At 38.2% G+C, this 20,299-nt stretch carries 22 protein-coding genes and 1 riboswitch; of the genes, 2 read left to right on the top strand and 20 right to left on the bottom strand.

Annotation, left to right across the window (positions count from 1 at the left end; translation table 11 throughout):
- The first annotated feature begins 3 nt into the window (after positions 1-3).
- A complete protein-coding gene (locus tag IGI66_RS06115; protein WP_010780955.1) occupies positions 4-894 on the top strand; it encodes a YitT family protein in 891 nt (296 codons plus the stop codon).
- Between the two features lie 44 nt (positions 895-938).
- On the opposite strand, the gene IGI66_RS06110 is transcribed toward IGI66_RS06115, so the two are convergent.
- From IGI66_RS06110 to IGI66_RS06060, 11 genes are all read right to left on the bottom strand, one after another.
- Positions 939-1,484 carry a YpiB family protein gene (locus IGI66_RS06110; RefSeq protein ID WP_438848066.1) on the bottom strand — a complete coding sequence of 182 codons (546 nt, stop codon included), beginning with the start codon at positions 1,482-1,484 and terminating at the stop codon, positions 939-941.
- Between the two features lie 13 nt (positions 1,485-1,497).
- Positions 1,498-2,745, bottom strand: coding sequence for a tetratricopeptide repeat protein (locus tag IGI66_RS06105; RefSeq protein ID WP_438848064.1), 1,248 nt, complete (start codon positions 2,743-2,745; stop codon positions 1,498-1,500).
- The gene (locus IGI66_RS06100) at positions 2,746-3,798 is read right to left on the bottom strand and encodes a hypothetical protein (RefSeq protein ID WP_438848062.1); all 1,053 of its coding nucleotides are present in this window, start codon (positions 3,796-3,798) and stop codon (positions 2,746-2,748) included.
- 157 nt (positions 3,799-3,955) lie between these two features.
- Positions 3,956-4,675, bottom strand: a complete 720-nt coding sequence (locus IGI66_RS06095) for a hypothetical protein (protein WP_438848061.1) — start codon at positions 4,673-4,675, stop codon at positions 3,956-3,958.
- A gap of 186 nt (positions 4,676-4,861) precedes the next feature.
- A complete protein-coding gene (locus IGI66_RS06090; protein WP_010780960.1) occupies positions 4,862-5,137 on the bottom strand; it encodes an HU family DNA-binding protein in 276 nt (91 codons plus the stop codon).
- A gap of 228 nt (positions 5,138-5,365) precedes the next feature.
- Positions 5,366-6,676 carry a ribosome biogenesis GTPase Der gene (gene der / locus IGI66_RS06085; protein ID WP_438848059.1) on the bottom strand — a complete coding sequence of 437 codons (1,311 nt, stop codon included), beginning with the start codon at positions 6,674-6,676 and terminating at the stop codon, positions 5,366-5,368.
- Between the two features lie 265 nt (positions 6,677-6,941).
- Positions 6,942-8,165: a 30S ribosomal protein S1 gene (rpsA, locus tag IGI66_RS06080; RefSeq protein WP_086304323.1), complete on the bottom strand. Its 1,224-nt coding sequence runs from the start codon at positions 8,163-8,165 to the stop codon at positions 6,942-6,944.
- Between the two features lie 146 nt (positions 8,166-8,311).
- On the bottom strand, positions 8,312-8,983 hold the full coding sequence (gene cmk, locus IGI66_RS06075; protein WP_086304325.1) for a (d)CMP kinase: 672 nt from the start codon (positions 8,981-8,983) through the stop codon (positions 8,312-8,314).
- Positions 8,984-9,043: 60 nt separating this feature from the next.
- Positions 9,044-9,709 carry a LysM peptidoglycan-binding domain-containing protein gene (locus IGI66_RS06070; RefSeq protein ID WP_010780964.1) on the bottom strand — a complete coding sequence of 222 codons (666 nt, stop codon included), beginning with the start codon at positions 9,707-9,709 and terminating at the stop codon, positions 9,044-9,046.
- A gap of 68 nt (positions 9,710-9,777) precedes the next feature.
- The gene (locus tag IGI66_RS06065; protein ID WP_114524228.1) at positions 9,778-11,172 is read right to left on the bottom strand and encodes a RecQ family ATP-dependent DNA helicase; all 1,395 of its coding nucleotides are present in this window, start codon (positions 11,170-11,172) and stop codon (positions 9,778-9,780) included.
- Entirely contained in the window at positions 11,163-12,149 is a 987-nt protein-coding gene (locus IGI66_RS06060; protein WP_438848056.1) for a helix-turn-helix domain-containing protein, read from the bottom strand. Before IGI66_RS06060 ends, IGI66_RS06065 begins: the two co-directional genes overlap by 10 nt.
- A 30-nt stretch (positions 12,150-12,179) precedes the next feature.
- Here IGI66_RS06060 and IGI66_RS06055 point away from each other — a divergent pair, with 30 nt between their 5' ends.
- The gene (locus IGI66_RS06055; protein ID WP_086304331.1) at positions 12,180-12,392 is read left to right on the top strand and encodes a ferredoxin; all 213 of its coding nucleotides are present in this window, start codon (positions 12,180-12,182) and stop codon (positions 12,390-12,392) included.
- Between the two features lie 57 nt (positions 12,393-12,449).
- On the opposite strand, the gene IGI66_RS06050 is transcribed toward IGI66_RS06055, so the two are convergent.
- The 9 genes from IGI66_RS06050 to IGI66_RS06010 all read right to left on the bottom strand — a co-directional run bounded on the left by IGI66_RS06050 (position 12,450) and on the right by IGI66_RS06010 (position 20,114).
- Positions 12,450-13,043 (bottom strand): ECF transporter S component, encoded by a 594-nt coding sequence (locus IGI66_RS06050; protein WP_010780968.1) that lies wholly within the window; start codon positions 13,041-13,043, stop codon positions 12,450-12,452.
- Between the two features lie 121 nt (positions 13,044-13,164).
- Positions 13,165-13,283, bottom strand: a riboswitch (FMN riboswitch).
- A gap of 67 nt (positions 13,284-13,350) precedes the next feature.
- Complete coding sequence (locus IGI66_RS06045; protein WP_114524226.1) at positions 13,351-14,067, bottom strand: pseudouridine synthase; 717 nt, start codon at positions 14,065-14,067, stop codon at positions 13,351-13,353.
- 2 nt (positions 14,068-14,069) lie between these two features.
- On the bottom strand, positions 14,070-14,648 hold the full coding sequence (gene scpB / locus IGI66_RS06040) for an SMC-Scp complex subunit ScpB (protein WP_010780970.1): 579 nt from the start codon (positions 14,646-14,648) through the stop codon (positions 14,070-14,072).
- Between the two features lie 74 nt (positions 14,649-14,722).
- On the bottom strand, positions 14,723-15,475 hold the full coding sequence (locus IGI66_RS06035; protein WP_438848051.1) for a segregation/condensation protein A: 753 nt from the start codon (positions 15,473-15,475) through the stop codon (positions 14,723-14,725).
- A 1-nt stretch (position 15,476) separates the two neighbouring features.
- Positions 15,477-15,842, bottom strand: a complete 366-nt coding sequence (locus tag IGI66_RS06030) for a GNAT family N-acetyltransferase (protein ID WP_438848050.1) — start codon at positions 15,840-15,842, stop codon at positions 15,477-15,479.
- A 14-nt stretch (positions 15,843-15,856) separates the two neighbouring features.
- Positions 15,857-16,747 carry a site-specific tyrosine recombinase XerD gene (xerD, locus tag IGI66_RS06025; RefSeq protein WP_010780973.1) on the bottom strand — a complete coding sequence of 297 codons (891 nt, stop codon included), beginning with the start codon at positions 16,745-16,747 and terminating at the stop codon, positions 15,857-15,859.
- A gap of 113 nt (positions 16,748-16,860) precedes the next feature.
- Positions 16,861-17,316: a ferric iron uptake transcriptional regulator gene (fur, locus tag IGI66_RS06020; protein WP_010780974.1), complete on the bottom strand. Its 456-nt coding sequence runs from the start codon at positions 17,314-17,316 to the stop codon at positions 16,861-16,863.
- 112 nt (positions 17,317-17,428) lie between these two features.
- The gene (locus IGI66_RS06015; RefSeq protein WP_438848047.1) at positions 17,429-18,286 is read right to left on the bottom strand and encodes a CvfB family protein; all 858 of its coding nucleotides are present in this window, start codon (positions 18,284-18,286) and stop codon (positions 17,429-17,431) included.
- A gap of 127 nt (positions 18,287-18,413) precedes the next feature.
- Entirely contained in the window at positions 18,414-20,114 is a 1,701-nt protein-coding gene (locus IGI66_RS06010; protein ID WP_438848045.1) for a cell division site-positioning protein MapZ family protein, read from the bottom strand.
- Between the last annotated feature and the right edge of the window lie 185 nt (positions 20,115-20,299).

Here is a 20,299-nt window from a genome sequence, read left to right as displayed (position 1 = left end):
CGTATGGAAACGACTTTGTCTACACGGATCAAGGAAATTACGTTCATTGTGGTGGGAACAGCCATTTACGCATTTGGTCTAGTTTATTTGAATATTGCGAATCATTTGGCAGAAGGCGGTGTCACGGGTATTACGTTGATTATTCGAGCCCTATTCGGTATTGACCCTGCTTATACTACACTAATCATTAATATTCCTTTGATTTTAATCGGTGGAAAAATATTGGGTAAACGTTCCTTCTACTATACAATTTTAGGGACCGTCTGCTTGTCTGTCTTTCTATGGATATGGCAAAGAATTCCGTTACAAATCAATTTAGATCATGATTTATTCATCGTCTCTATCTTAGCCGGACTATTTGCCGGATTTGGTAGCGGATTGGTCTATCGAAATGGTGGTACAACTGGCGGTGCAGACGTTATTGCTCGTATTTTAGAACAAAAAATTGGCTTTACTATGGGAAAATCGTTATTAGTTTTTGATATCATCGTTCTGATTTGTTCATTAACTTATCTTGATTTGAAGCGGATGATGTACACGCTGATTGTTTCATTCGTTTTTAGTAAAGTCGTAGATATGCTGTCTTCTGGCGGGTACGCTGCTAAAGGTGTGATGATCATTTCCAACGAAAGCAATGTCATCGCTGAACTGTTGATGGCGCATTTAGAGCGGGGCGTCACGTATCTTCATGGCGAAGGCGGTTTTTCTTCGGAGTTAAAGCGAATCGTTTATATCGTCGTTTCGCAGCAAGAAATCAATGAAGTGAAGAAACTTGTTCATTCTGTCGACGAAAAAGCATTTATTTTAATAAGTAATGTACACGATGTCGAAGGCGAAGGTTTTACTTATTTGAAGCCGCAACGGCGAAGATTTACTTTAAAAAGGACCAATTAAAAAAACACAGACACGCATGAAACCGTCATGCTGTCTGTGTTTTTTTATTCATGTAACGTTAACTTCAACCGATTCAGTTCATCGGATAACATGAGAAAAGCTTCTCTGTCACCGTCTTCAAGAGCCATGTCAATTTGTTTTTTTAATAGTTTGGCCTGTGCTTCTTGTTCTTCATATTTTAAATAATTTTCTACTTCCAAAACAATTTCCTCACTGACCGTATCGTTCCAAGAAAGTGCCGGATTGTCTTCAAGAACAGATAAGTATTGTGAATTTTGCCATGAATTTGGGAAAATACATTCCAAATATAGAGGCTGCTGCCAATGCAAACGAATTTCATGAAAAATTTGATCGCTGTTAGAAAACTGATGTCCTTCAATTGTAAACACCATTGGTTCATCCCGTTGAGTGATATCCCTAAATACTAAGCCTCGCTTTGTTTCAAGCGCTTGCTCTACTATATGGACATTTCTAAGGATTGCCTCATGATTAATTAAATAGTTCAAAATCCAAATCACTTCGCGCCGCTGAAAACTAACATTGTTTATCAGCCACACAAGAAACTCACGTTTTTCACTTACATCGATCATTTTCATCACCTCTCTACTCTTCTAATAATGATTGCACCTCTAAATCACCAGGTTCCATTTGTAAATAGTCGACCAAGACAGTACGCGCTAAATCAAGTTGACCATCTTCACGTAGGAAAATACCATAGGCTTTCAAGAAATCAGGTTCATGAGCCAAATCCTCATATGCCTGCTTGTAATAGGTCCGAGCTGCGCCAAAGTCTTCCAGCTCATTATATGCCTGTGCCAAATTCCACGCTGCATAAGGATTACCTTCTTCATCCATTTGGCTAATCGTCTCAATCGCTTTGTCTGGTTGGTCCTCATTTAGATAAAGATTACTCAACGTAAGTAAAGTTTCGTCTGTTTTTTCACCCGTTTCGAGCGCCTGTTTTAGCAGTTCTTCAGACTTTTTACTGTCTCGTAAGCGATACGCAATTTCAGAAGCCAGGTGTAGTAATTCAACCTGATAAGGGTTCTCTTTTATTCCTTCTTCAGCAGCGGATAAAGCTTCTTCAAGTAATTCTTCTTCTTTTAGACTATCTGCAAGATAATAGTAGCCGCTTTGATATTCTGGATCGAGAGTAATCAGTTCCTGTAAATAATTGATTGCCTTTTGATGATCATGTAATTGATAAAAAGTGAAGCCTAGTTGGAACAATCGATCCGACGTATGCTCTTTTTCTAATGCTTTTTCTAAAAAAGGAATCGCTTCTTCAAATCCCCCCATCATGCTATAAGCAGAACCAATTCGTTCATCAATAGAAATGTTTGCTACCTCATCGATTCCCTGTTTCTGAAGCTGGCCATAATCGTCAATAGCTTCTCCTAATTGATTGGCAGAAAAATGAAGCTCTGCTAAAGCAAAAGTTATTAAAGGCTCTTCTGGCGCTAGTGTTTTAGCTTGTAGTAATTTGGCTTCACTAACTTCTGGAATACCTAAAACTTGATAAAGATCAGCTGTCACTAATAAACTCTCTAAATAATTCTCACTGTCAGGTTGAATTTTTTCTAAATATTCAAAGGCACCATCAATATCGTCATCTTCAATCGCGATCTCTGCTAATGATAGATAGAAAACATCTTCCTCAGGGAAATCTGCTACCAGCTTTTCTAAAATACGTTTCGCTTCTTCTAAAAATCCTAATGTCTGCAACTCCTCCGACAAACTTGCCAAAACTTCTGGTTCATCTTTTTTTAAAGCCTCTTCAAACATTAGATTTGCTTCTGTTAATTCTTCATTTTTTAATGCTGTTAGCATCTTTTCACTATAACTAGACATTTATTCTCCCCTGATCTCTGTAACATTTTTTTGATATACTTCAAACATTTGAAGCAGCTCTTTTTGTGTTGGTATTTTTTCTTGTCCAACTTCGCCAATTTGGGTCAATCCTGTTAATGGTTTTTCCTCCGCCAAAAGAATTACTTGCTGACCATAATCGGAAAACGAGATCCCCTCAGGCATTACAATTGGAAATCCTAATCGCACCAACCATATCATAAAATTTTTGAAATTGAAATGAAGATCGCTTGCTATAACATTCCACGCAAATTCAAATAGTAAACCAAACATGGTCTTCATACTATTAGATAATAAGGACCCATTCTCTGTTTGGAAAAAAGCTTTCTCAAAAGTTTTGCCAAACCCCAGTAGCTGTTCACTATTCTCTTGATAATAATTAATGAGCGTCTCGCTAAAAGCTGAAAATGAATCTTGTAATAATGCTTCACGCGTTGAAAAATTTAAATATAAACTTTGTAAAAATGAATAGTCACAAACGATCCCACATCGAATCAACGTTAGCAAATCAACCATTTTCCCGGTTGTTTGCTGGTCGGTCAACGTATGATCATACAAAATACTTTGCGGAACCTCCTCAATCTCCATAATTGTCATCATCGTCTTATTTGAAACAACTTGATCGATAAAGGACAAGCTTTGGGCAAAGGACCGTAAAGAGACCGGCAAAAAGAATAACTCCCCTTTGAAATTTGTGACATGGTGCGTAAATCCTAAAAGTTCAACGACACCTTCATTTCCTATGCCAATAAACAACGTTTCTTTTTGTCGACTAAAACGATTTAAAAAGGAAATTAACTCCTGAAAGTTTTCCATTGTATTACAGTAACGATTATTGGGCGTGATAAACCAATCATGCGTACTCGTCTCAGGGATAAACTGTCGCAATTTTTCCGCAAATAAATCATAATAACGCTGGTTTCCACAGAAAAGAATTTGTTTGTTCTCCAAATCTTTCTTACGCATCATTGAAGCGACTGTCTCTCCATAAACGATCTGCGTCTTACTTTCCTGATTTTGATACGTTATTTCCATTCTGTTCACCCCGTTTCTTATATTTTATACTACAAAAAAACCTCTCGCAACAAATCTGCGAAAGGCAAATGAACATTTTGATTCTTTATTCAAAAAATTTTTATAATTTAATCATGCAACATTATAAACATGTCTTAATTATTCATAAACGATCGGCTTATGGTTGTTGTGGCGAGTGGTTATTTGTTTGCGGGGTTCCTTGCTCAGAAGGAGCCGGCTGCCCATTTGGTTGATTTGTCTGATCCCTGTGTTGTTCCTCAGCGGGTGTTTGCTGTTGATTATTCTGTTCTTGCTGAGGTACTACCTGCTGTTGCTGTTGCTGTTGCTGATTATTTTGAGCCCCTTGTGGCTGAAATTGCTGCTGATTTGCTTCTTCTTCCACTCGCGACAACTCTTCAAAGGTCAGCACTCCATCATTATTTAAATCAGAAGGAGAGGGTGATTCTTTGATGACACGTTCCCCATTAGGCAGCACGCGCAAAACAGTCACTTGTTCCCCCCACGGTGTAGTCAAGACTTGACCAACGCTAGAAGTATCCACCGTCTCCGAAGCTTCGGTGGCTATTGTTGAAGCCGAAGTAGAATCATTTAAACTGAGCTGCCTTTTCGGAACAACAGCTTCATCTGTTGACCCATAGAAATATAAACCTACCATACCAACTATTAAAACTAAAGGAACAGATATTACTAATATTATAAAATTGCGTCGTTTTCTTTTTTTATCTTCTTGCTCAAGTAATACATCTGCCTCTATAAAAGCCTGTCGCCATTTGGGATCGTTTTGTCTTTGCTCCAGAAATTCGTAAGAATGCCACGAATCATTCTTTTTTACATGAAATAAACGTTCCTTAGACATCAGGTCACCTTCTTTCTTCATTTTATTGCAAACTCCTTCCTCCATTTTATCCTATGTAAAACATTTCGTAAAATAAAAAATTATGTTACAAATCAACTGAAGAAACGGCTTATTTATAAAATACAATTATCATCTAATTAAATACATCTTCCGAAACAAAAAAACCGTTGCAACATTAACGTTGCAACGGTTTAAGCAGTCTAAATATTATTTAACTGCATCTTTTAGCGCTTTACCTGGTTTAAATGCAGGTACTTTGCTTGCTGGAATTTCGATTTCTTCACCAGTTTGTGGGTTACGTCCTTTGCGGGCCGCACGTTCACGTACTTCAAAGTTACCGAAGCCGATCAACTGAACTTTTTCACCTTCAGCTAATGCGTCTTGGATAGATGAAAATACAGCATCGACAGCAGCGGTAGCGTCTTTCTTAGTTAAGTCAGTAGCTGCTGCAACCTTTTCGATCAATTCTGCTTTGTTTGCCATGAATGAATTCACCTCCTGAGAAATGAGTAGTGATGAGTAAACATCAACTGATAACTGAGTGGTCCAGCTATCAGCAAAGAAATATTGATTCGGTCAATATTCTGTTATAACGATAGCATAAGAACCTTATGTTAGCAAGGTTTTTAGCGATTAATGGCATAAAATTCATGGTTGTTTTATCATTCAGTGAAATCTGTTGTCACCAAAATAAAAGTATGATAAAATACCTTATTTTCGTCTCCGAGCAATTATTTTTATCGGTGTTCCTTCAAATTCAAATGCTTTTCGAATTTGATTTTCTAGGAATCGCGCATAAGAGAAATGCATCAATTCTTCCTCATTTACGAAGACTACAAATGTTGGAGGTTTAACTGCCACTTGCGTTGCATAAAAAATCTTCAACCGTTTTCCTTTATCCGTTGGTGTTGGATTAATAGCTACTGCATCCATAATAATATCATTTAAGACAGATGAAGGAATCCGAAGATTTTGGTTCATGCTGACTTCTTCAATAATCGTTGGAATCTTGTTTAACCGTTGTTTGGTTGTTGCAGAAACAAACACAATTGGTGCGTAATCCAAATAGGCAAACTCTTCACGGATCTCCTGTTGAAATTCCTTCATTGTATTCGTATCTTTCTTAACTAGGTCCCATTTATTTACGACTATGATGACACCACGACCTGCTTCATGAGCATACCCGGCAATTCGTTTGTCTTGCTCCCGTATCCCCTCTTCGCCGTTTAGAACGACTAGAACGACGTCTGAGCGATCAATCGCCCGCATCGCCCGCATAACAGAATATTTTTCTGTGTTTTCGTAGACTTTCCCACGTTTTCGCATTCCAGCCGTATCGATCATTGTAAATTCTTGCCCATTTTCACTGACAAACTTCGTATCAATGGCATCCCGCGTTGTTCCTTCAATATCAGAAACAATAACTCGGTCTTCTCCTAAAATAGCATTGATCAACGAAGATTTCCCTACATTAGGGCGGCCAATCAAACTGAACTTAATTGATTGATCTTCTTCTTCTTCATTATCAGCAGGAAAATGCTTAACCGCTTCGTCCAATACATCACCTAAGCCAAGTCCATGACTTCCTGATACAGGATATGGTTCACCCAATCCTAATGAGTAAAATTCATAAATATCATTACGCATCTCAGGGTTGTCAACTTTATTCACCATCAGGATCACTGGCTTGTTGCTGCGGTAAAGGATCTTGGCAACTGCTTCATCCGCATCTGTGACCCCTTCTTTACCACTTGCCACAAGCAAAATCACATCTGCCTCTTCAATGGCAATCTGCGCTTGCTGTTTGATTTGTTCCATGAAAGGCTCATCGCCAATATCGATTCCGCCAGTATCAATGATTGAGAACTCATGATCCAACCATTCACCCTTTGCGTAAATTCGATCACGGGTAACACCCGGAATATCTTCGACGATCGAAATTCGCTCACCGGCAATCCGATTAAACAATGTTGATTTACCAACATTAGGGCGACCAACTATTGCAATTGTAGGATTTGACATAACTTAAACTCCTCGTTCCTATTAATATATTTACTTTTCTAAACAGAAAGAATAAATTTGACTTTCTTGACCTTTCCATCACTGGATAATAAGGTCCTCTAAGATTTCAGCTATCTTAAGTGAATCAGAGACAATCAGGATAACGGATTCTTTTCAAATTCTCTTTAGTTTAACTAAGAAAACTCCTTCTTGCAAGAGAAGGAGTCGTTTTCATACATGAAATTAATAAAAAAAGCAGACCATAAAGCAGGTCTGCTCGTAAATTCTACTCTTGTTCTTCTGAATCTTCCTCTTTCAATGCATCACCAAGAATATCACCCATGGTAAAGCCAGTATTTTCTTCTGGCAACTCGTAAGATTCTTCCTCTACGGGTTCCGCTTTAGCTTCTTCAGGTTTTTCTTCTAGTGCTTTGATTGATAAAGCAACACGATGGTCTTCAGGATGTACTTCTAAAACCTTCACTTGTACTTGATCACCTTCATGTAATACTTCATGAGGTGTTGCAATGTGCTTATGAGAAATTTGAGAAATGTGAACCAAACCTTCTACACCTGGGAATATTTCAACGAATGCACCAAAACTAGTGAGACGCTTCACTGTCCCTTCAAGAACAGAACCAGGTGCTGCTTTTTCTTCAATATCTGTCCAAGGTCCAGGTAAGTTCGCTTTAATAGACAATGAAATACGTTCTTTTTCTGGATCAACAGAAAGTACTTGAACTTCCACTTCGTCGCCAACACTTAAAACGTCCGATGGTTTTGCTACGTGACTGTGAGAAATTTCAGAGACATGGACTAAGCCGTCAATGCCACCTAGGTCAATAAACGCACCAAAATCTGTCAAACGTGCCACTTGCCCTTTGATTACTTGACCTTCATACAGGTCAGCCAAGATTTCTTTTTTCTTCTCAGCTTTTTCAGCTTCAACCACTGCTTTATGAGATAGAATCAAACGATTCTCAGAAGGTTCGATTTCAATAATTTTGAATTTCAATGTTTTCCCAGTATAAGCTGAAAAATCATCAACAAAATGATCATCAATCATTGATGCTGGTACAAAACCACGTACACCTACATCAACTACTAGTCCACCTTTAACGCTGCTAGTTACTGGTGCTTCGATGATTTTTCCATCTTGGAATTCCTTCTCAATATCTTCCCAAACCTTTTTCGCATCTAAGCGGCGTTTGGAAAGTAAGTAACTACCATTTTCTTTGTCTTTTCCGATAGAAGAGATAACGACTAAATCAAGAATATCGCCAACCTTGACTTCTTCATTGATATCTTCAACAGGTAATGTTGAAAGTTCTTTTGCAGGAACTACACCTTCTACTCCTGCACCTTCAATACCAACGATAACTTGTTTATCTTCTAAGGCGAGCACCTCACCTTTAACAATATCGCCAACTTGAACTTCATGCACACTTTCCATTGCTGCTTCCATGGAAACATTTTCGTTTTCCATCGAATTTTGTTCTAAATCTGTCATGTCGTTTGTCCTCCTAACCAACAATTCTGCGTAAAATACACTACATGTTCTATTTTAGAATAATCCACATGAAAAATAAAGCGATTTCTTCTTTTTTTCAAAAAAATTGAAAGAAATTCGCTTTATTTATCGAAATTTGCTAAATTTTAGAAACCTTTCGAGGATACAATGTCCTTAATCTTCGCAACTACCTGTTCAATAGACATCCCCGTAGTGTCGACCAATTCTGCGTCCGTCGCTTGGACAAGCGGTGACACCTCTCGATGTGAATCTAGATAATCACGTTTCGCGATTGCTTCTCTGATTGACTCAAAATCTATTTTTATGCCCTTTTCTTGATTTTCCTTGTACCGTCGTTGTGCGCGCTCATCGACACTTGCTACTAGAAAAATTTTAACTTCTGCTTTCGGCAACACGACGGTTCCAATGTCGCGACCATCCATGACAATCCCGCCAGATTTAGCTAGTTGACGTTGTGCTTCAACCAATTCTTCACGCACTTTGCTGTGGGCGGAGACTTCCGAGACAGCAGCCGTCACATCAGGCTGACGAATCGTCTGTGTAATCTCTTCATTGTCCGCAAACACTAACTGTCCATGAGAAGATTGTTTGAAAGTGATTGGATAGTGTGTTGTCAAGTCTGCTAGAGATTCTTCATCCGAAAACGAGACTCCGTGTTTAATCGCTAAAAAAGTTATGGCACGATACATTGCACCAGTATCTACATAAATAAAGCCAAATTCACTCGCTAAAATTTTGGCAACAGTACTTTTACCAGATGACGCGGGACCATCAATTGCAATTGAAATCTTTTCCATGTTCTGCCTCTTTTCAATAAATAAGCCGCAATCGAAATCGATTACGGCAAGGTATTCAAATTATTTGATGCGTACTTCTTGTCCAGGATTAAAATAGAAATTATCCATGTTCATACCATTTAAACGTAAAAACTCATCCACACTTAGCCCGTAACGACCAGCGATTTGGCGTGGACCTTCACCTGCTTGTACAGTACCGTATTGCGCATTGGCATCGCTTTGAGCATTGTCTTGATTTTGCTGTTGCTGATTATTTTGTTGTTGTTGATCTTGCTGTTGTTGCTGCTGTGCAGCTTGCTGTTCTTGTTGACGTTGTGCTGCCGCTTGTTGATCAGCTTGTTGTTGTGCTTGTTGATCTGCAGCTTGTTGGTTTTGTTGATTACTTTCTGATGCCGTTGAAGATGTACTTTCTTCTGTGCTGCTCTCTTCTGTGCTTGATTTTTCTGTTGACGATACTTTGGAAACCTGCGTAGTACTCTCAGGAGAGGCTGCTGGTTTGTCGTTTCCACGAGTGATCCAGAAAAAGGCACCAGCCGGAATCAAAATAAGGGCTAACAATAACGCGACTAGAATCGTTAAGAATTTCGTATTTCCGCCACCTTTATTACTTCCACCACCACGACGTGATTGGCTGCGTGAATAATTTTCTTCTTCACTATCAGATTCGTAAATATGTTGATCCCACGGTTCATTGTTCTTGTCGTTATAGCGATCTTTTCTACTCAATTTCTCTAACCTCCTAAATGCTATCGCCATGTATTATACCATAGCTCTTGAAAATGTGGTGCCAATTTTCAATCTTTCTCTGTATTTTTAAAAATTTTTTGAATAATTTTTTGCCAAGATATTTGGCCCATACTTGCTGTTTCTTGTACGCTGTATTTTTGCAATACAGCGCCATCGTTGTCGCAACATATTGGATTTTTTTCTGGTAAGCTTTCGTCAAAATAAGAAACTAAAAATTCCCGCCGGCATTTTGTAGTTGCAATATAATCAAGCATTTTTTGCAGTTGCTTCTTTTTTGTAACTCCACGTTGGCTTAATAAATCCATTAAATGAGAACTATCATTAGGAAAAAACTGTTCCCACTTTTTAATGAGCGGGTCTTCAAACACCAGATCACTCATTTTTTGTTTAATTTCAAACAATTTTTTTGATTGATTTGTTTGCTCTTGTAGAAAGTGATGAATAAATTCATCTCCTTCTTCATACAATAAAATTGCTTGGCTCAACTGTCCGTCTCTGCCAGCTCGGCCCACTTCTTGCAAATAATTCTCTGGTGAATCTGGCAAATCATAATGAATGACAAATCGAATATTCTCTTTATTGATTCCCATACCAAAAGCATTCGTGGCAACTAATATTCTTAACTCCCCGGATAAAAATTGTTGTTGAAGCATTCTTCGTTCTTGACCACTGAGACCACCATGATAATAAGCAATTTTTTGCCGATCTTTAAAAGAATGATAGAGTTCTTCTACTTTTTTTCGAGTCGCACAATAAATGATTCCTGATCCCTCTAAAGAAATCATAAGTTCTCTTAGTTTTTCAACTTTATTTTCTTGATAAACAAAAAAGCTGATATTAGGACGATCCACAGAAAAAACAACTTCTCTCGCCTTTTCTTTTTCGAATAATAAACGTTGAATATCTTTTCTTACCTCGTTTGTAGCGGTTGCTGTCAATGCTAGAATTAATGGACTTCCAACGAACTGAATCCCGTCTGCCAATTTTAAATACTCAGGCCGAAAATCAATTCCCCACTGAGAAATGCAGTGTGCCTCATCCACTACGATCATTGCCAACTTGATCCTCTTTAATACATTTTGTACATTCGGACTTAAAAACATTTCCGGACTCATAAAAATAAACTTGTAATGATGTGCTTCGTTAAGTATCCATTGTTTTTCCCACGATGAAAGTAGACTGTTTAGTGCCACAGCACGCTTTTCTCCTAATCCTTGCAGTTGTATTACTTGATCCTCCATCAAAGAAATTAGCGGGGAAATGACAACGACTGTCCCTTCTAATAAATAACCTGGTAATTGATAGCACAATGACTTTCCAGTTCCAGTGGGAAGCATTCCAAGAACAGAATGGCCTTCTAAGATAGTTTCAATTATTTCTTGTTGACCAGGTCGAAACTGGTCATAGTTAAATTTTTCCTTTAATACTTTTTTCAGTTCCATCCATGTTCCCTCAGATAATAGATTTGTGATAATCGAAAATTCAGGTATGATACCTCATACTCTTGGTAATGACTATTGATAACTTGCCCCTCATGTAAGCCATCAAAATCGAGTTGCTCGAATTTTTCAAAAGGAAACGCCTTATCTAATAATGCCCACTCAATGAAATGATCGTTGATAGTTCCTTGTTTTAAATGGCGCAAAGACAAAATCTCTGACACCGTTTTTCCAGCCAAGAAATAGTCTTTCGTTTTTAACATACTCTGATTCATATTTTGTTGATCCAGTACATATAACAGCCTCGAAAGTTCCCCCTCTTCTATCTGTTCAAGAAAAAGATCTATTGCACGCTGTTGGTAAAGATCACCCCAGGGATACTCCTGAAAGTTGTCAGGTAAAAGTTGAAAAACCGTTTTCCCTTGAAATCCATGTCCCGAAAATTGATTTGCTAAAAAATCAGCCTCTTTTGAGGGTATTTTATTTAAGATCATGGTCAACTCATCTTTAAACGCACTTAATAAATAAGGATTAGACTGTGCCAACCATTTCTTTACTTGCTGTAAATAGTATGGACGATTTTCAATCGGCAGATACTCCTTCTCATTAAAGGAAAGATAACTAGTCACCTGAATTGCAAATAAGATCAACTGCCAGCAATCTTCTCGCATGCGGCCAAAGCGCATATTGTTCAGACCCGTCATTTCCAAAGGTGTCTCTAATAAACGCGCTTTCCCAAGTGGGGTTAATTCGCCGAATTCATCATCTATAGTGATCAAATGATTCAATTTTAATTGATTTAGTGCTTCTTGAAAACTCTTTTCCTTCAAAGTAGGCAATGCACCTAAATAAGCTAAATTTTGATAGAAGAAACCATGGATCAAAACAGAGCTTGTCCTTTTTCCCACCAATAAATGATACAAGGTGGATGTTCTTAACTTGTAGCCTGTATGAAATAACGTTAAAATAAACAAAGTCATAATAAATACTCTCCTGTGGAAGGTGAAAAAATGAAATGCGAGATCATCCCTGAACGTTGTATCGCTTGCGGCCTGTGTCAAACCATCGCACCAGAAATTTTTGATTATACAGATGATGGATTGGTCCTCTTTGTTGGTGAGCCTGAGGCAACCCATGAATTCATTCCTGAGAGTCAACAGGACGCAGTTATACAATCTGCGAAGCGTTGTCCATCTCATGCTATCTTATATCAAAATTCATAATAACATATATCCTAAAAAAAAATCTCAGACTTTTTTGTCTGAGATTTTTTGAATAAATCAAATTGAATGATGTTGCGATGTCATTGTTTTTTTAGATAACCATGGCAGTAATTTAGCATGTAGTACTAAGAAAACTGCACTGACGATCATTCCTTTAAGTAAATTGAAAGGAACGATACCAACTAAAATATATCTTCCCAAGCCCATGCCTAACATTTGTCCAGCAGAAAGCCCGAATGCTTTTAAATAAAGAGGCGTAATTACAAAATAGTTTGCGATACTCATAAAGACCGTCATCGCTAGAATACCTAAACCTAGCCCCAACACACGTTTTGTCGTTGTTTTTTGTTTGAATAGTAAAAATATTGGCAAAGTATACAATGTTGACGCGAAAAAGCTTGCGAAGTCCCCAATCATATTATCAATAGAGAAGCCCGTCATCGTCAAATGAAGCAAGGATCGAATAAACGCAGTCGCAACACCTGTTAACGGTCCAAATATAAACATATTGATCAATACTGGAATATCACTAAAGTCCAACTTTAGAAACGGAAACATTGGAACAATTGGAAAAGCGATAAATTGTAGAATCAATCCCATTGCTGCTGCTACTGCCACTGCTGTCATTTTTTGTAATCTTAAGTTCTTCATATGAAATCCTCCGTTTCGGAATCATCTTCATCGAACTATTTGAGTGAAACTTTGCCACAAAAAAAACTCTATGCTTCAAAAAAAGCATAGAGTTACTTGAATACTGTCTTACTCAAATAAGCTCTATCTTCTTTATCCAGACTGTACTGTCGGTATCGGAATTACACCGATTCGGCTGCTTACGCAGTTCGCGGACTATCACCGCCGGTCGGGATTTTCACCCTGCCCCTGAAGACGAACCTTAATTATTTTATTTGTAAAACCACTATAACAATTTTACTATCAAAAAACAAGTAAATGATTTTGTTTATTTTGATTGATTCAATAACGTGTTGATTTCCTTTGTATTCAACCGACGATATTCCCCTGGACGTAACCCTTGCAATGTCAAATCACCATAACGTTCACGCTTTAATTTTTGTACTGGCAAACCAACCGCCGCCAACATATTCTTCACTTGATGATTGCGGCCTTCATGAATGGTTAATTCAACAATACTCGTCTCTGCTTTTTTATCTGTTGAGAGAATCTCAAAACGTGCAGGCGCAGTTTTCTTTCCTTCAATGCGAATCCCCTTTGTCAATGGCAACAAACTTCTTTTTTCCGCGTAACCTTTTACTTTTGCCACATAGACTTTATCAATTTGGTGTTTCGGATGCGCCAATCGTTGTGAAAAATCACCGTCATTTGTTAAAAGTAATATTCCAGACGTATCATAATCTAAACGTCCAACTGGATAAATTCGTTCAGGGACAGCGGCGAAGTAATCTGTTACCACTTTTCTATTTTTATCGTCAGAAACAGCCGAGATAACTCCCCGAGGTTTATAAAACAAATAGTAAACGGGCTCTTCTTGATAAATTGGCACACCGTCAACTTCGACGATGTCTTTTTTTCCAACTTTTGTACCTAATTCTTTTACAGTATTGCCATTCACTTTGACGCGTCCGCTAGTAATGTATTCTTCAGCCTTACGTCGGGAAGCTATCCCAGCATGGGCGATTATTTTCTGTAATCTTTCCATTATTACTCATCCTCTTCTTTAAAACGATCGTAAAACAAATCCAAAGGCTCTGCTTCGTCTGCTAGATCATCTTCCATTTTTTGAACGTCCGGCAATTCCTTCATATCTTTTAATCCAAAATAATCCATAAAATAGTCGCTTGTTCCATATAAAATTGCTCGTCCAGGCCCTTCGACACGGCCTTTCTCTTCTATTAATTGTCTGGCTACCAAGGTTTGCACAGCTCCGCTTGATTGAACACCACGAAGTTCATCAATTTCAGCACGTGTTACGGGTTGTCTGTAGGCGATAATCGAAAGTGTTTCCAATGCAGCTTGACTTAAGCGATTTGCCATAGGCGAACGCGCGAATTCTTTTAGCAATGAAGCAAATTCTTTTTTCGTGGTTAAAACAAAATGATTGCCCACTTCCAAAATAGTCAAGGCCGACTGCTCTTTATTTTCATATAATTCCTTCAAATCTAGGATGTTTTGATAAACTTCTGGTATGGGTCGATTTAAAGAAAAAGCTAATTCTTCTAAACCGATTCCCTCTTCCCCAACTACAAAAAGCATCGCTTCAATTTGACTTAATTGATTCATAGTACGGCTCCTTTTACATGATAATGGAACAAATCTCTGATTGAACAAGTTATTTCCCTCGTTAGACGCAACAATCATTCTTCGATTATTTCGCCTTTAAAAATGACTATAGGTGCGTAGGTCTCCTCTTGAGTTGCTACAGCCAATCCTTTTTTCATCAATTCTAATAATGCCATAAAAGTTGTAATCATTTCATCTTTAGTATATTGGACAAACAAGGATTCTAAAAACAGCCCTTTTCCTTCGGGTAGAACATTCAATCGATTACCAATCTCTACTACTTTTTGGTCAATGGTAATTGACTCCGTGGCAACTGTCGTTTCTATTGGTTGATTTCTTTTTTTTCGTTGCAAAACATCATGCAATGCCAGAAAAAGATCAATCGTATTTAATTGGTTTTTAGGCAGCGGAAGGATTTCTTCTTCATAGTCTGAAAGATCCATGGGCGCCTTTGTATAAAACAAACTACGCTCTTGTTCTTTTTCTGAAAGGACGGATGCCGCATACTTATATTTACGATATTCTAAAAGTTGCTGAACCAATGCCTCACGAGGGTCTTCGCCCTCTTCGTCTTCGTAATCAAAGTCTAGTTCTGGCTTTGGTAAAAGCATTTGGCTTTTAATAGACATGAGTGTTGCAGCCATAACCAGATACTCACCTGCTACTTCTAACTCTAAAGTTTTCATTGCATGGATGAAATTCATGTATTGCTCAGTCACTGCTGCAATAGGAATATCATAGATATCAATTTCCAACTGTTGGATTAGATGGAGCAGGAGATCTAAAGGACCTTCAAAAACATCTAATTTTAAACTTATTTCTTCCATTCTAACCTCTTTTATGTTCCTGCCATTTTGCCAAAAAGGCTGAAGTAGCAGGGGTTCCCATAATTTTTTGATCTGGATACATGGTTTGTAGTTCATCCATCATCGCAATACTTACCCCCTCACCACGATAAGAGGGGTTCAAACTAATGTCGTGTAAGACGATTTCTTGATCTTCTAACGAACTGATCCCGATCACCCCCTGTACGTTTTCGGAGCTTTCATCATAGTAGCAATAAAGCTGGTAGCGTTCGTCACCTTCATAGGCATCAATTTCTTTTAATAGATGGCGTTGATCTTTTAGGCTTTCGTGAAAACTCAAAAGTCCCATCGCGATCTTTCGTTGACTTTTTCGGTATTGAGTAAGCATTTTTTTCCTCCTAATTAAGCGCGTGGAAAAAACTCTTTATAAACTTCGGTCATTCTTCGCTTAGTGATATGGGTATAAATTTGTGTTGTAGATATGTCTGCGTGTCCTAGCAACTCTTGAACCGTTCGCAGATCAGCGCCATTTTCAAGTAAATGGGTCGCAAAACTGTGGCGCAATGTATGCGGAGTGACATCTTTTGTGATCTCAGCTTTAATGACATATTGCTTCAAGTTTTTCCATATTCCTTGACGACTCAGCCCGCGTCCGTGATTGTTCACAAAAAGAAACGTCTCATTTGGATTTTTTTTTGTCAGAATGGGACGAACTTCAGACAAATATCTCTCTAGCCAATGTATCGCGTAGTCTCCCAAAGGAACTATACGCTCCTTATCTCCTTTTCCAACCGTTTGTAACAAGCCCATTTCCAGATGGATATCTCCCAGCTTTAAGCCAATTAATTCACTGACACGCAAGCCTGTGGCATATAGGACTTCTAAAATCGCACGATCACGAATACCTAAATTCGTAGTTGTATCTGGAGTGGCTATCAACCGTTCGACTTCTGCTAAAGAGAGTGTTTGCGGCAACTTTTGAGCCTTTTTAGGGCTATCTATATGCTGCATAGGGTCATGATCAGTATAACGTTCTTGCCGCAAAAATTGATGAAAACGCCGAAGACTAGAAATCATTCGTGTAATTGTAGTAGACGCTTTTCCAGCATCTGATAAGCTCGCCAAAAAAGCCACAACAGTATAACGATCCACAGCTTCCCACGTGGATACACCCTGCGCGTCTAAAAATGACAAATATTGTTGTAGATCTCTTTGATAACTACTACGAGTATTCTCTGAAAGTCCACGCTCAATCGCTAAGTAATGCAAATACTCTGTTATTTGTTCATCCATGTTCTCACCACTTTCGCTTTATCATAACAAAAAGTCCCTTGAAATGATAGCACGTATCGTTGCAAGGGACTACATAATTTAATTATAACTTAATTCATTTTCATCTAGGTATTCTACGCTTCTTTTTTATCTTGACAGCTTTGACAAATTCCATGAAATGTCAGGCGATGATCTTTTACTAGAAAATGATAACGAGATTCTACGACTCTTTCTACATCTCCTAAAAGATCCTCTTCAATTTCTTCAATATTCCCGCATTCTAAACAAAGTAAATGATGATGAAAATGTTCTGCCCCTTCTTTACGAAGATCATATCTAGCGAGTCCATCATCAAAACTAATTTTATTAACAATGTGCAATTCCGTCAAAATTTCTAAGGTGCGATAGACTGTTGCCAAGCCGATTTCAGGACTTTTCTTTTTAACTAAGAAATAAATCTCTTCCGCTGACAAATGGTCTTTTTCATTTTCTAATAAAACGAGAACGGTCGCTTCACGCTGTGGTGTCAACTTAAATCCAGAATCGTGAAGTTGCTTTTTAGTTTTTTGCAGAGCTAAAATCGCGTTCAAGAGAACCCTCCTCTTCTACTTTATAATAACTATAAACAAGCAAGTGCTTCTTTACTGCTTTTCTTAGAATTATTATAGTTTATCACCTATATTTATGCAAGGACATTCTCAATTAGCTTTTTAAACGAATTTGGCCATCCTTTTGTTCAATTAATTTTTCCTTTAGCAAATGACCGATCGCGCGTTTGAATTGACCTTTGCTGATTCCAAAGGCAGCTTTAATTTCATCAGGATCTGATTTATCCCAATACGGTAACAAATGTTCTGCATTTCTTTGCAGCATTGTCAAAATCATCGCAGCATCATCGCTGATCATTTCATACCCGCGAGGCTTTAATGACATATTTAGAATACCATCTGGACGTACGCCAATCACTCGTGCTTCCACAACTTCTCCTAAACGTGGTTCCTGATAGCGTTCTGAAGGGTGAATAAATCCGATGTAAAAATCTTCAGTCAGCAGAAAAGAACCCGCGACTTTCAACCGATAAATCGTCCCTTTCTTATTTTCGTTTTGCATTTCTGCATTTCCGGCACGACTCAAAGAATGAAAGATCGTCTCGTCTGCTAACACACCCCACATGCGATCCTTTTCATCAACACGCATGCTGATCATCAAACGGTCCCCTTTTTTAGGCCAAAGTTCTTTCATGCTAGGCATCTCGTCTAAGGAAACCACCATATCTTTATCCGCAAGACCAATGTTTACGAAAACACCTAAATCCCGACGAACATCTGTGACTTCTCCAAATGCATAATGTCCGATACGAACTTGTGGGATAGCCGTTGTAAAAATCGCTTCTTTTTTCTGATTCACATAGCCGAAACCTTCAACAGATTCGCCAATTTGATATACTTCCTCTTGTTTTTTCTCAAAATGAAACGTCACGCCGTTCTTTTGAACCAGATACATGGTTTCATTTTCATCAATAATCAATCCTGTAAATACTTGTCCTAATAATTCATTCATATTTTTTCTCCTAACGCATATTCATAAAAGCAAAAGCATTGCTCTTAATAGTTTATACTATTTTTTTAACTCTTACATCAAACAATAAAACCGGGAAGAACGTTCTCCCCAGTCTCCATATTTTGATTTAGTTTGGTCCGTTCCCTTTGAACCATCCTGTCTTGCAGTTGATGGTTACTAAATACATCGGCAAATCAGAATTGGAATAGCCCTTCGTCAGTGACGCTCGGTTAGAAGTGGCATATAAATTGTAATACCCTTCTCCGTTCTCAACCTTTACAGGTTCCAAGCTATAACCGCCATCAACTATATAGCCACGTGAAATACAGGTTTGGATTACCTTTTCTTTCACTCCAGGTGCCCAAGCATAAGCATCACTGCTTGTATCTCCGGCTTGATTGGACGCGGATGAAAAATTGCTATTTTGAGCTTCTTGGGCAGCTTTTTCTTGTTCTGCCTTTTCTTGAGCGGCCTTTTCTGCTGCCGCTTTCTCTTCCGCTGCTTTTTTCTCTTTTTCTTTTAGCATCTGATCTACTTTTGCCAGTTCATCCTTTTGCGTCTGAACTAGTGACTGATTAGCCACGACTTTAACAGCGTCATTCGCCGAATTGTATTGATCACGATTTACTGAATCAATAACGTTTCCATCTTTAAGTAAACCATCGGCTGCTTTTTTTGCCGCTTCAATTTTCGTGTATTGATCTTTTGCATTATTGATTGCTTGGTTCATTAATTGATCAAATTCTTGATCTCCAGTATCAACAGTGAGAGTGACAGGTTCGGCAGATTTCAATAATGGCTTGTCAGTGACCTTATCTCCATTAATTGCTGCTTCTGTAAATAATTGATTCACAGATTTTTCAGCTTTCTGCTTTTCTACTAGCTCATTGTATTCTTTTTTCAACTTATCATAGCGCTTATTGTCTTTGTACCCAGCCAACTCTTCATCTATTTTACTAGTATTGAGGTCCAATTTATCAGCCGCAATAAATGTCTGCTTCTCATTGGTGTAATATCCTGCAATGCTCGCTTCAATTGAATCAAGCGCCTTATTTTCTTTTTTAACGGTAGCGATTTGTTGTGCTTCTACCTTTTTTTCATGCTGATAATAATACCCGCCACCAACACCTAGCACGACAATCGCTGCTAAAGTGATGTACCGCTTTTTTCTGCCTTTTTTTTGAGGATCATCATTAGAACGGGGTGCCTCTGGGGGAATATTACCTCCATTACCAGCTTCAGTTGACTCAACTGGAATCGTAGAATGTTTATCTGAATCGGTCTCAGTCTCAATCGTGCGTTCTTCTTCGATAGCTTCCGAAGATTCCTCAATTGAGGCATCCTCAGTTAAGGGCATCGCTTCGACTTCCTCATCGTCTTCTTCCGACTCTACATATTCTGAAACGGTATCTGGTGATAGGCTTGACTCAGAAGGTGTTTCTTCTGTTTCTTCATTAGAAAGCTGAGTCTCATCCGTATTTTCTTCATTGTCGACTACAGTATCTTCTGTCATCTCGTTGTTAGATTCGTCTTGTTCTTCCAGGCTATCTTTGTGCTCACGAATGTACTGTGCCAAAATCGGATTCAATTCAGGTGTTTCTTCAGTTTCTTTAGAATGTTCTTCTTTCATTTTTTCCTCGTTATCCTTAAACATTTTCTGCACAGATTCAATGGGCATATCCGCTAGTTCTGACCACTCTATCGTATCATTTTTATCAGTAATATTTTCAGTATTTAATTGATCGTTTAACTGTAATGAAAAGCCACACTTCGGACAAGTCGTGCATCCATCGACTTGTTCATGACCACAGTTAGGGCATTTTTGCAATGAAATCGGCTCCTTTTCAATCATATGCTTTAATCTATCATATGTTTAGGGATGTTCCAAGCGATTTTCGAGTGAATTAATCAAAAATAATAAATTCAATCAGGTTTTTGAAGCTTCCATGATTCGTTATTCACAAATAATTCATTAAGATAATCGAGTTTTTCCTTATGAAAAATAGTTTTATC

The sequence above is a fragment of the Enterococcus sp. AZ048 genome, from assembly GCF_051715125.1.
GTDB lineage: Bacteria > Bacillota > Bacilli > Lactobacillales > Enterococcaceae > Enterococcus_A > Enterococcus_A gilvus.
The sequence above is the reverse complement of the archived record's forward strand: the minus strand, read 5'-3'. Positions and strand labels throughout refer to the sequence as shown.

What these genes read in the sequence shown, in the direction of transcription:
- IGI66_RS06115 (WP_010780955.1), top strand. Translation starts at nt 4, where the DNA reads ATGGAAACGACTTTGTCTACACGGATCAAGGAAATTACGTTCATTGTG.
- IGI66_RS06110 (WP_438848066.1), bottom strand. Translation starts at nt 1,484, where the DNA reads ATGATCGATGTAAGTGAAAAACGTGAGTTTCTTGTGTGGCTGATAAAC.
- IGI66_RS06105 (WP_438848064.1), bottom strand. Translation starts at nt 2,745, where the DNA reads ATGTCTAGTTATAGTGAAAAGATGCTAACAGCATTAAAAAATGAAGAA.
- IGI66_RS06100 (WP_438848062.1), bottom strand. Translation starts at nt 3,798, where the DNA reads ATGGAAATAACGTATCAAAATCAGGAAAGTAAGACGCAGATCGTTTAT.
- IGI66_RS06095 (WP_438848061.1), bottom strand. Translation starts at nt 4,675, where the DNA reads ATGAAGAAAGAAGGTGACCTGATGTCTAAGGAACGTTTATTTCATGTA.
- IGI66_RS06090 (WP_010780960.1), bottom strand. Translation starts at nt 5,137, where the DNA reads ATGGCAAACAAAGCAGAATTGATCGAAAAGGTTGCAGCAGCTACTGAC.
- der (WP_438848059.1), bottom strand. Translation starts at nt 6,676, where the DNA reads ATGTCAAATCCTACAATTGCAATAGTTGGTCGCCCTAATGTTGGTAAA.
- rpsA (WP_086304323.1), bottom strand. Translation starts at nt 8,165, where the DNA reads ATGACAGATTTAGAACAAAATTCGATGGAAAACGAAAATGTTTCCATG.
- cmk (WP_086304325.1), bottom strand. Translation starts at nt 8,983, where the DNA reads ATGGAAAAGATTTCAATTGCAATTGATGGTCCCGCGTCATCTGGTAAA.
- IGI66_RS06065 (WP_114524228.1), bottom strand. Translation starts at nt 11,172, where the DNA reads ATGGAACTGAAAAAAGTATTAAAGGAAAAATTTAACTATGACCAGTTT.
- IGI66_RS06060 (WP_438848056.1), bottom strand. Translation starts at nt 12,149, where the DNA reads ATGACTTTGTTTATTTTAACGTTATTTCATACAGGCTACAAGTTAAGA.
- IGI66_RS06055 (WP_086304331.1), top strand. Translation starts at nt 12,180, where the DNA reads ATGAAATGCGAGATCATCCCTGAACGTTGTATCGCTTGCGGCCTGTGT.
- IGI66_RS06050 (WP_010780968.1), bottom strand. Translation starts at nt 13,043, where the DNA reads ATGAAGAACTTAAGATTACAAAAAATGACAGCAGTGGCAGTAGCAGCA.
- IGI66_RS06045 (WP_114524226.1), bottom strand. Translation starts at nt 14,067, where the DNA reads ATGGAAAGATTACAGAAAATAATCGCCCATGCTGGGATAGCTTCCCGA.
- scpB (WP_010780970.1), bottom strand. Translation starts at nt 14,648, where the DNA reads ATGAATCAATTAAGTCAAATTGAAGCGATGCTTTTTGTAGTTGGGGAA.
- IGI66_RS06035 (WP_438848051.1), bottom strand. Translation starts at nt 15,475, where the DNA reads ATGGAAGAAATAAGTTTAAAATTAGATGTTTTTGAAGGTCCTTTAGAT.
- IGI66_RS06030 (WP_438848050.1), bottom strand. Translation starts at nt 15,842, where the DNA reads ATGCTTACTCAATACCGAAAAAGTCAACGAAAGATCGCGATGGGACTT.
- xerD (WP_010780973.1), bottom strand. Translation starts at nt 16,747, where the DNA reads ATGGATGAACAAATAACAGAGTATTTGCATTACTTAGCGATTGAGCGT.
- IGI66_RS06015 (WP_438848047.1), bottom strand. Translation starts at nt 18,286, where the DNA reads ATGAATGAATTATTAGGACAAGTATTTACAGGATTGATTATTGATGAA.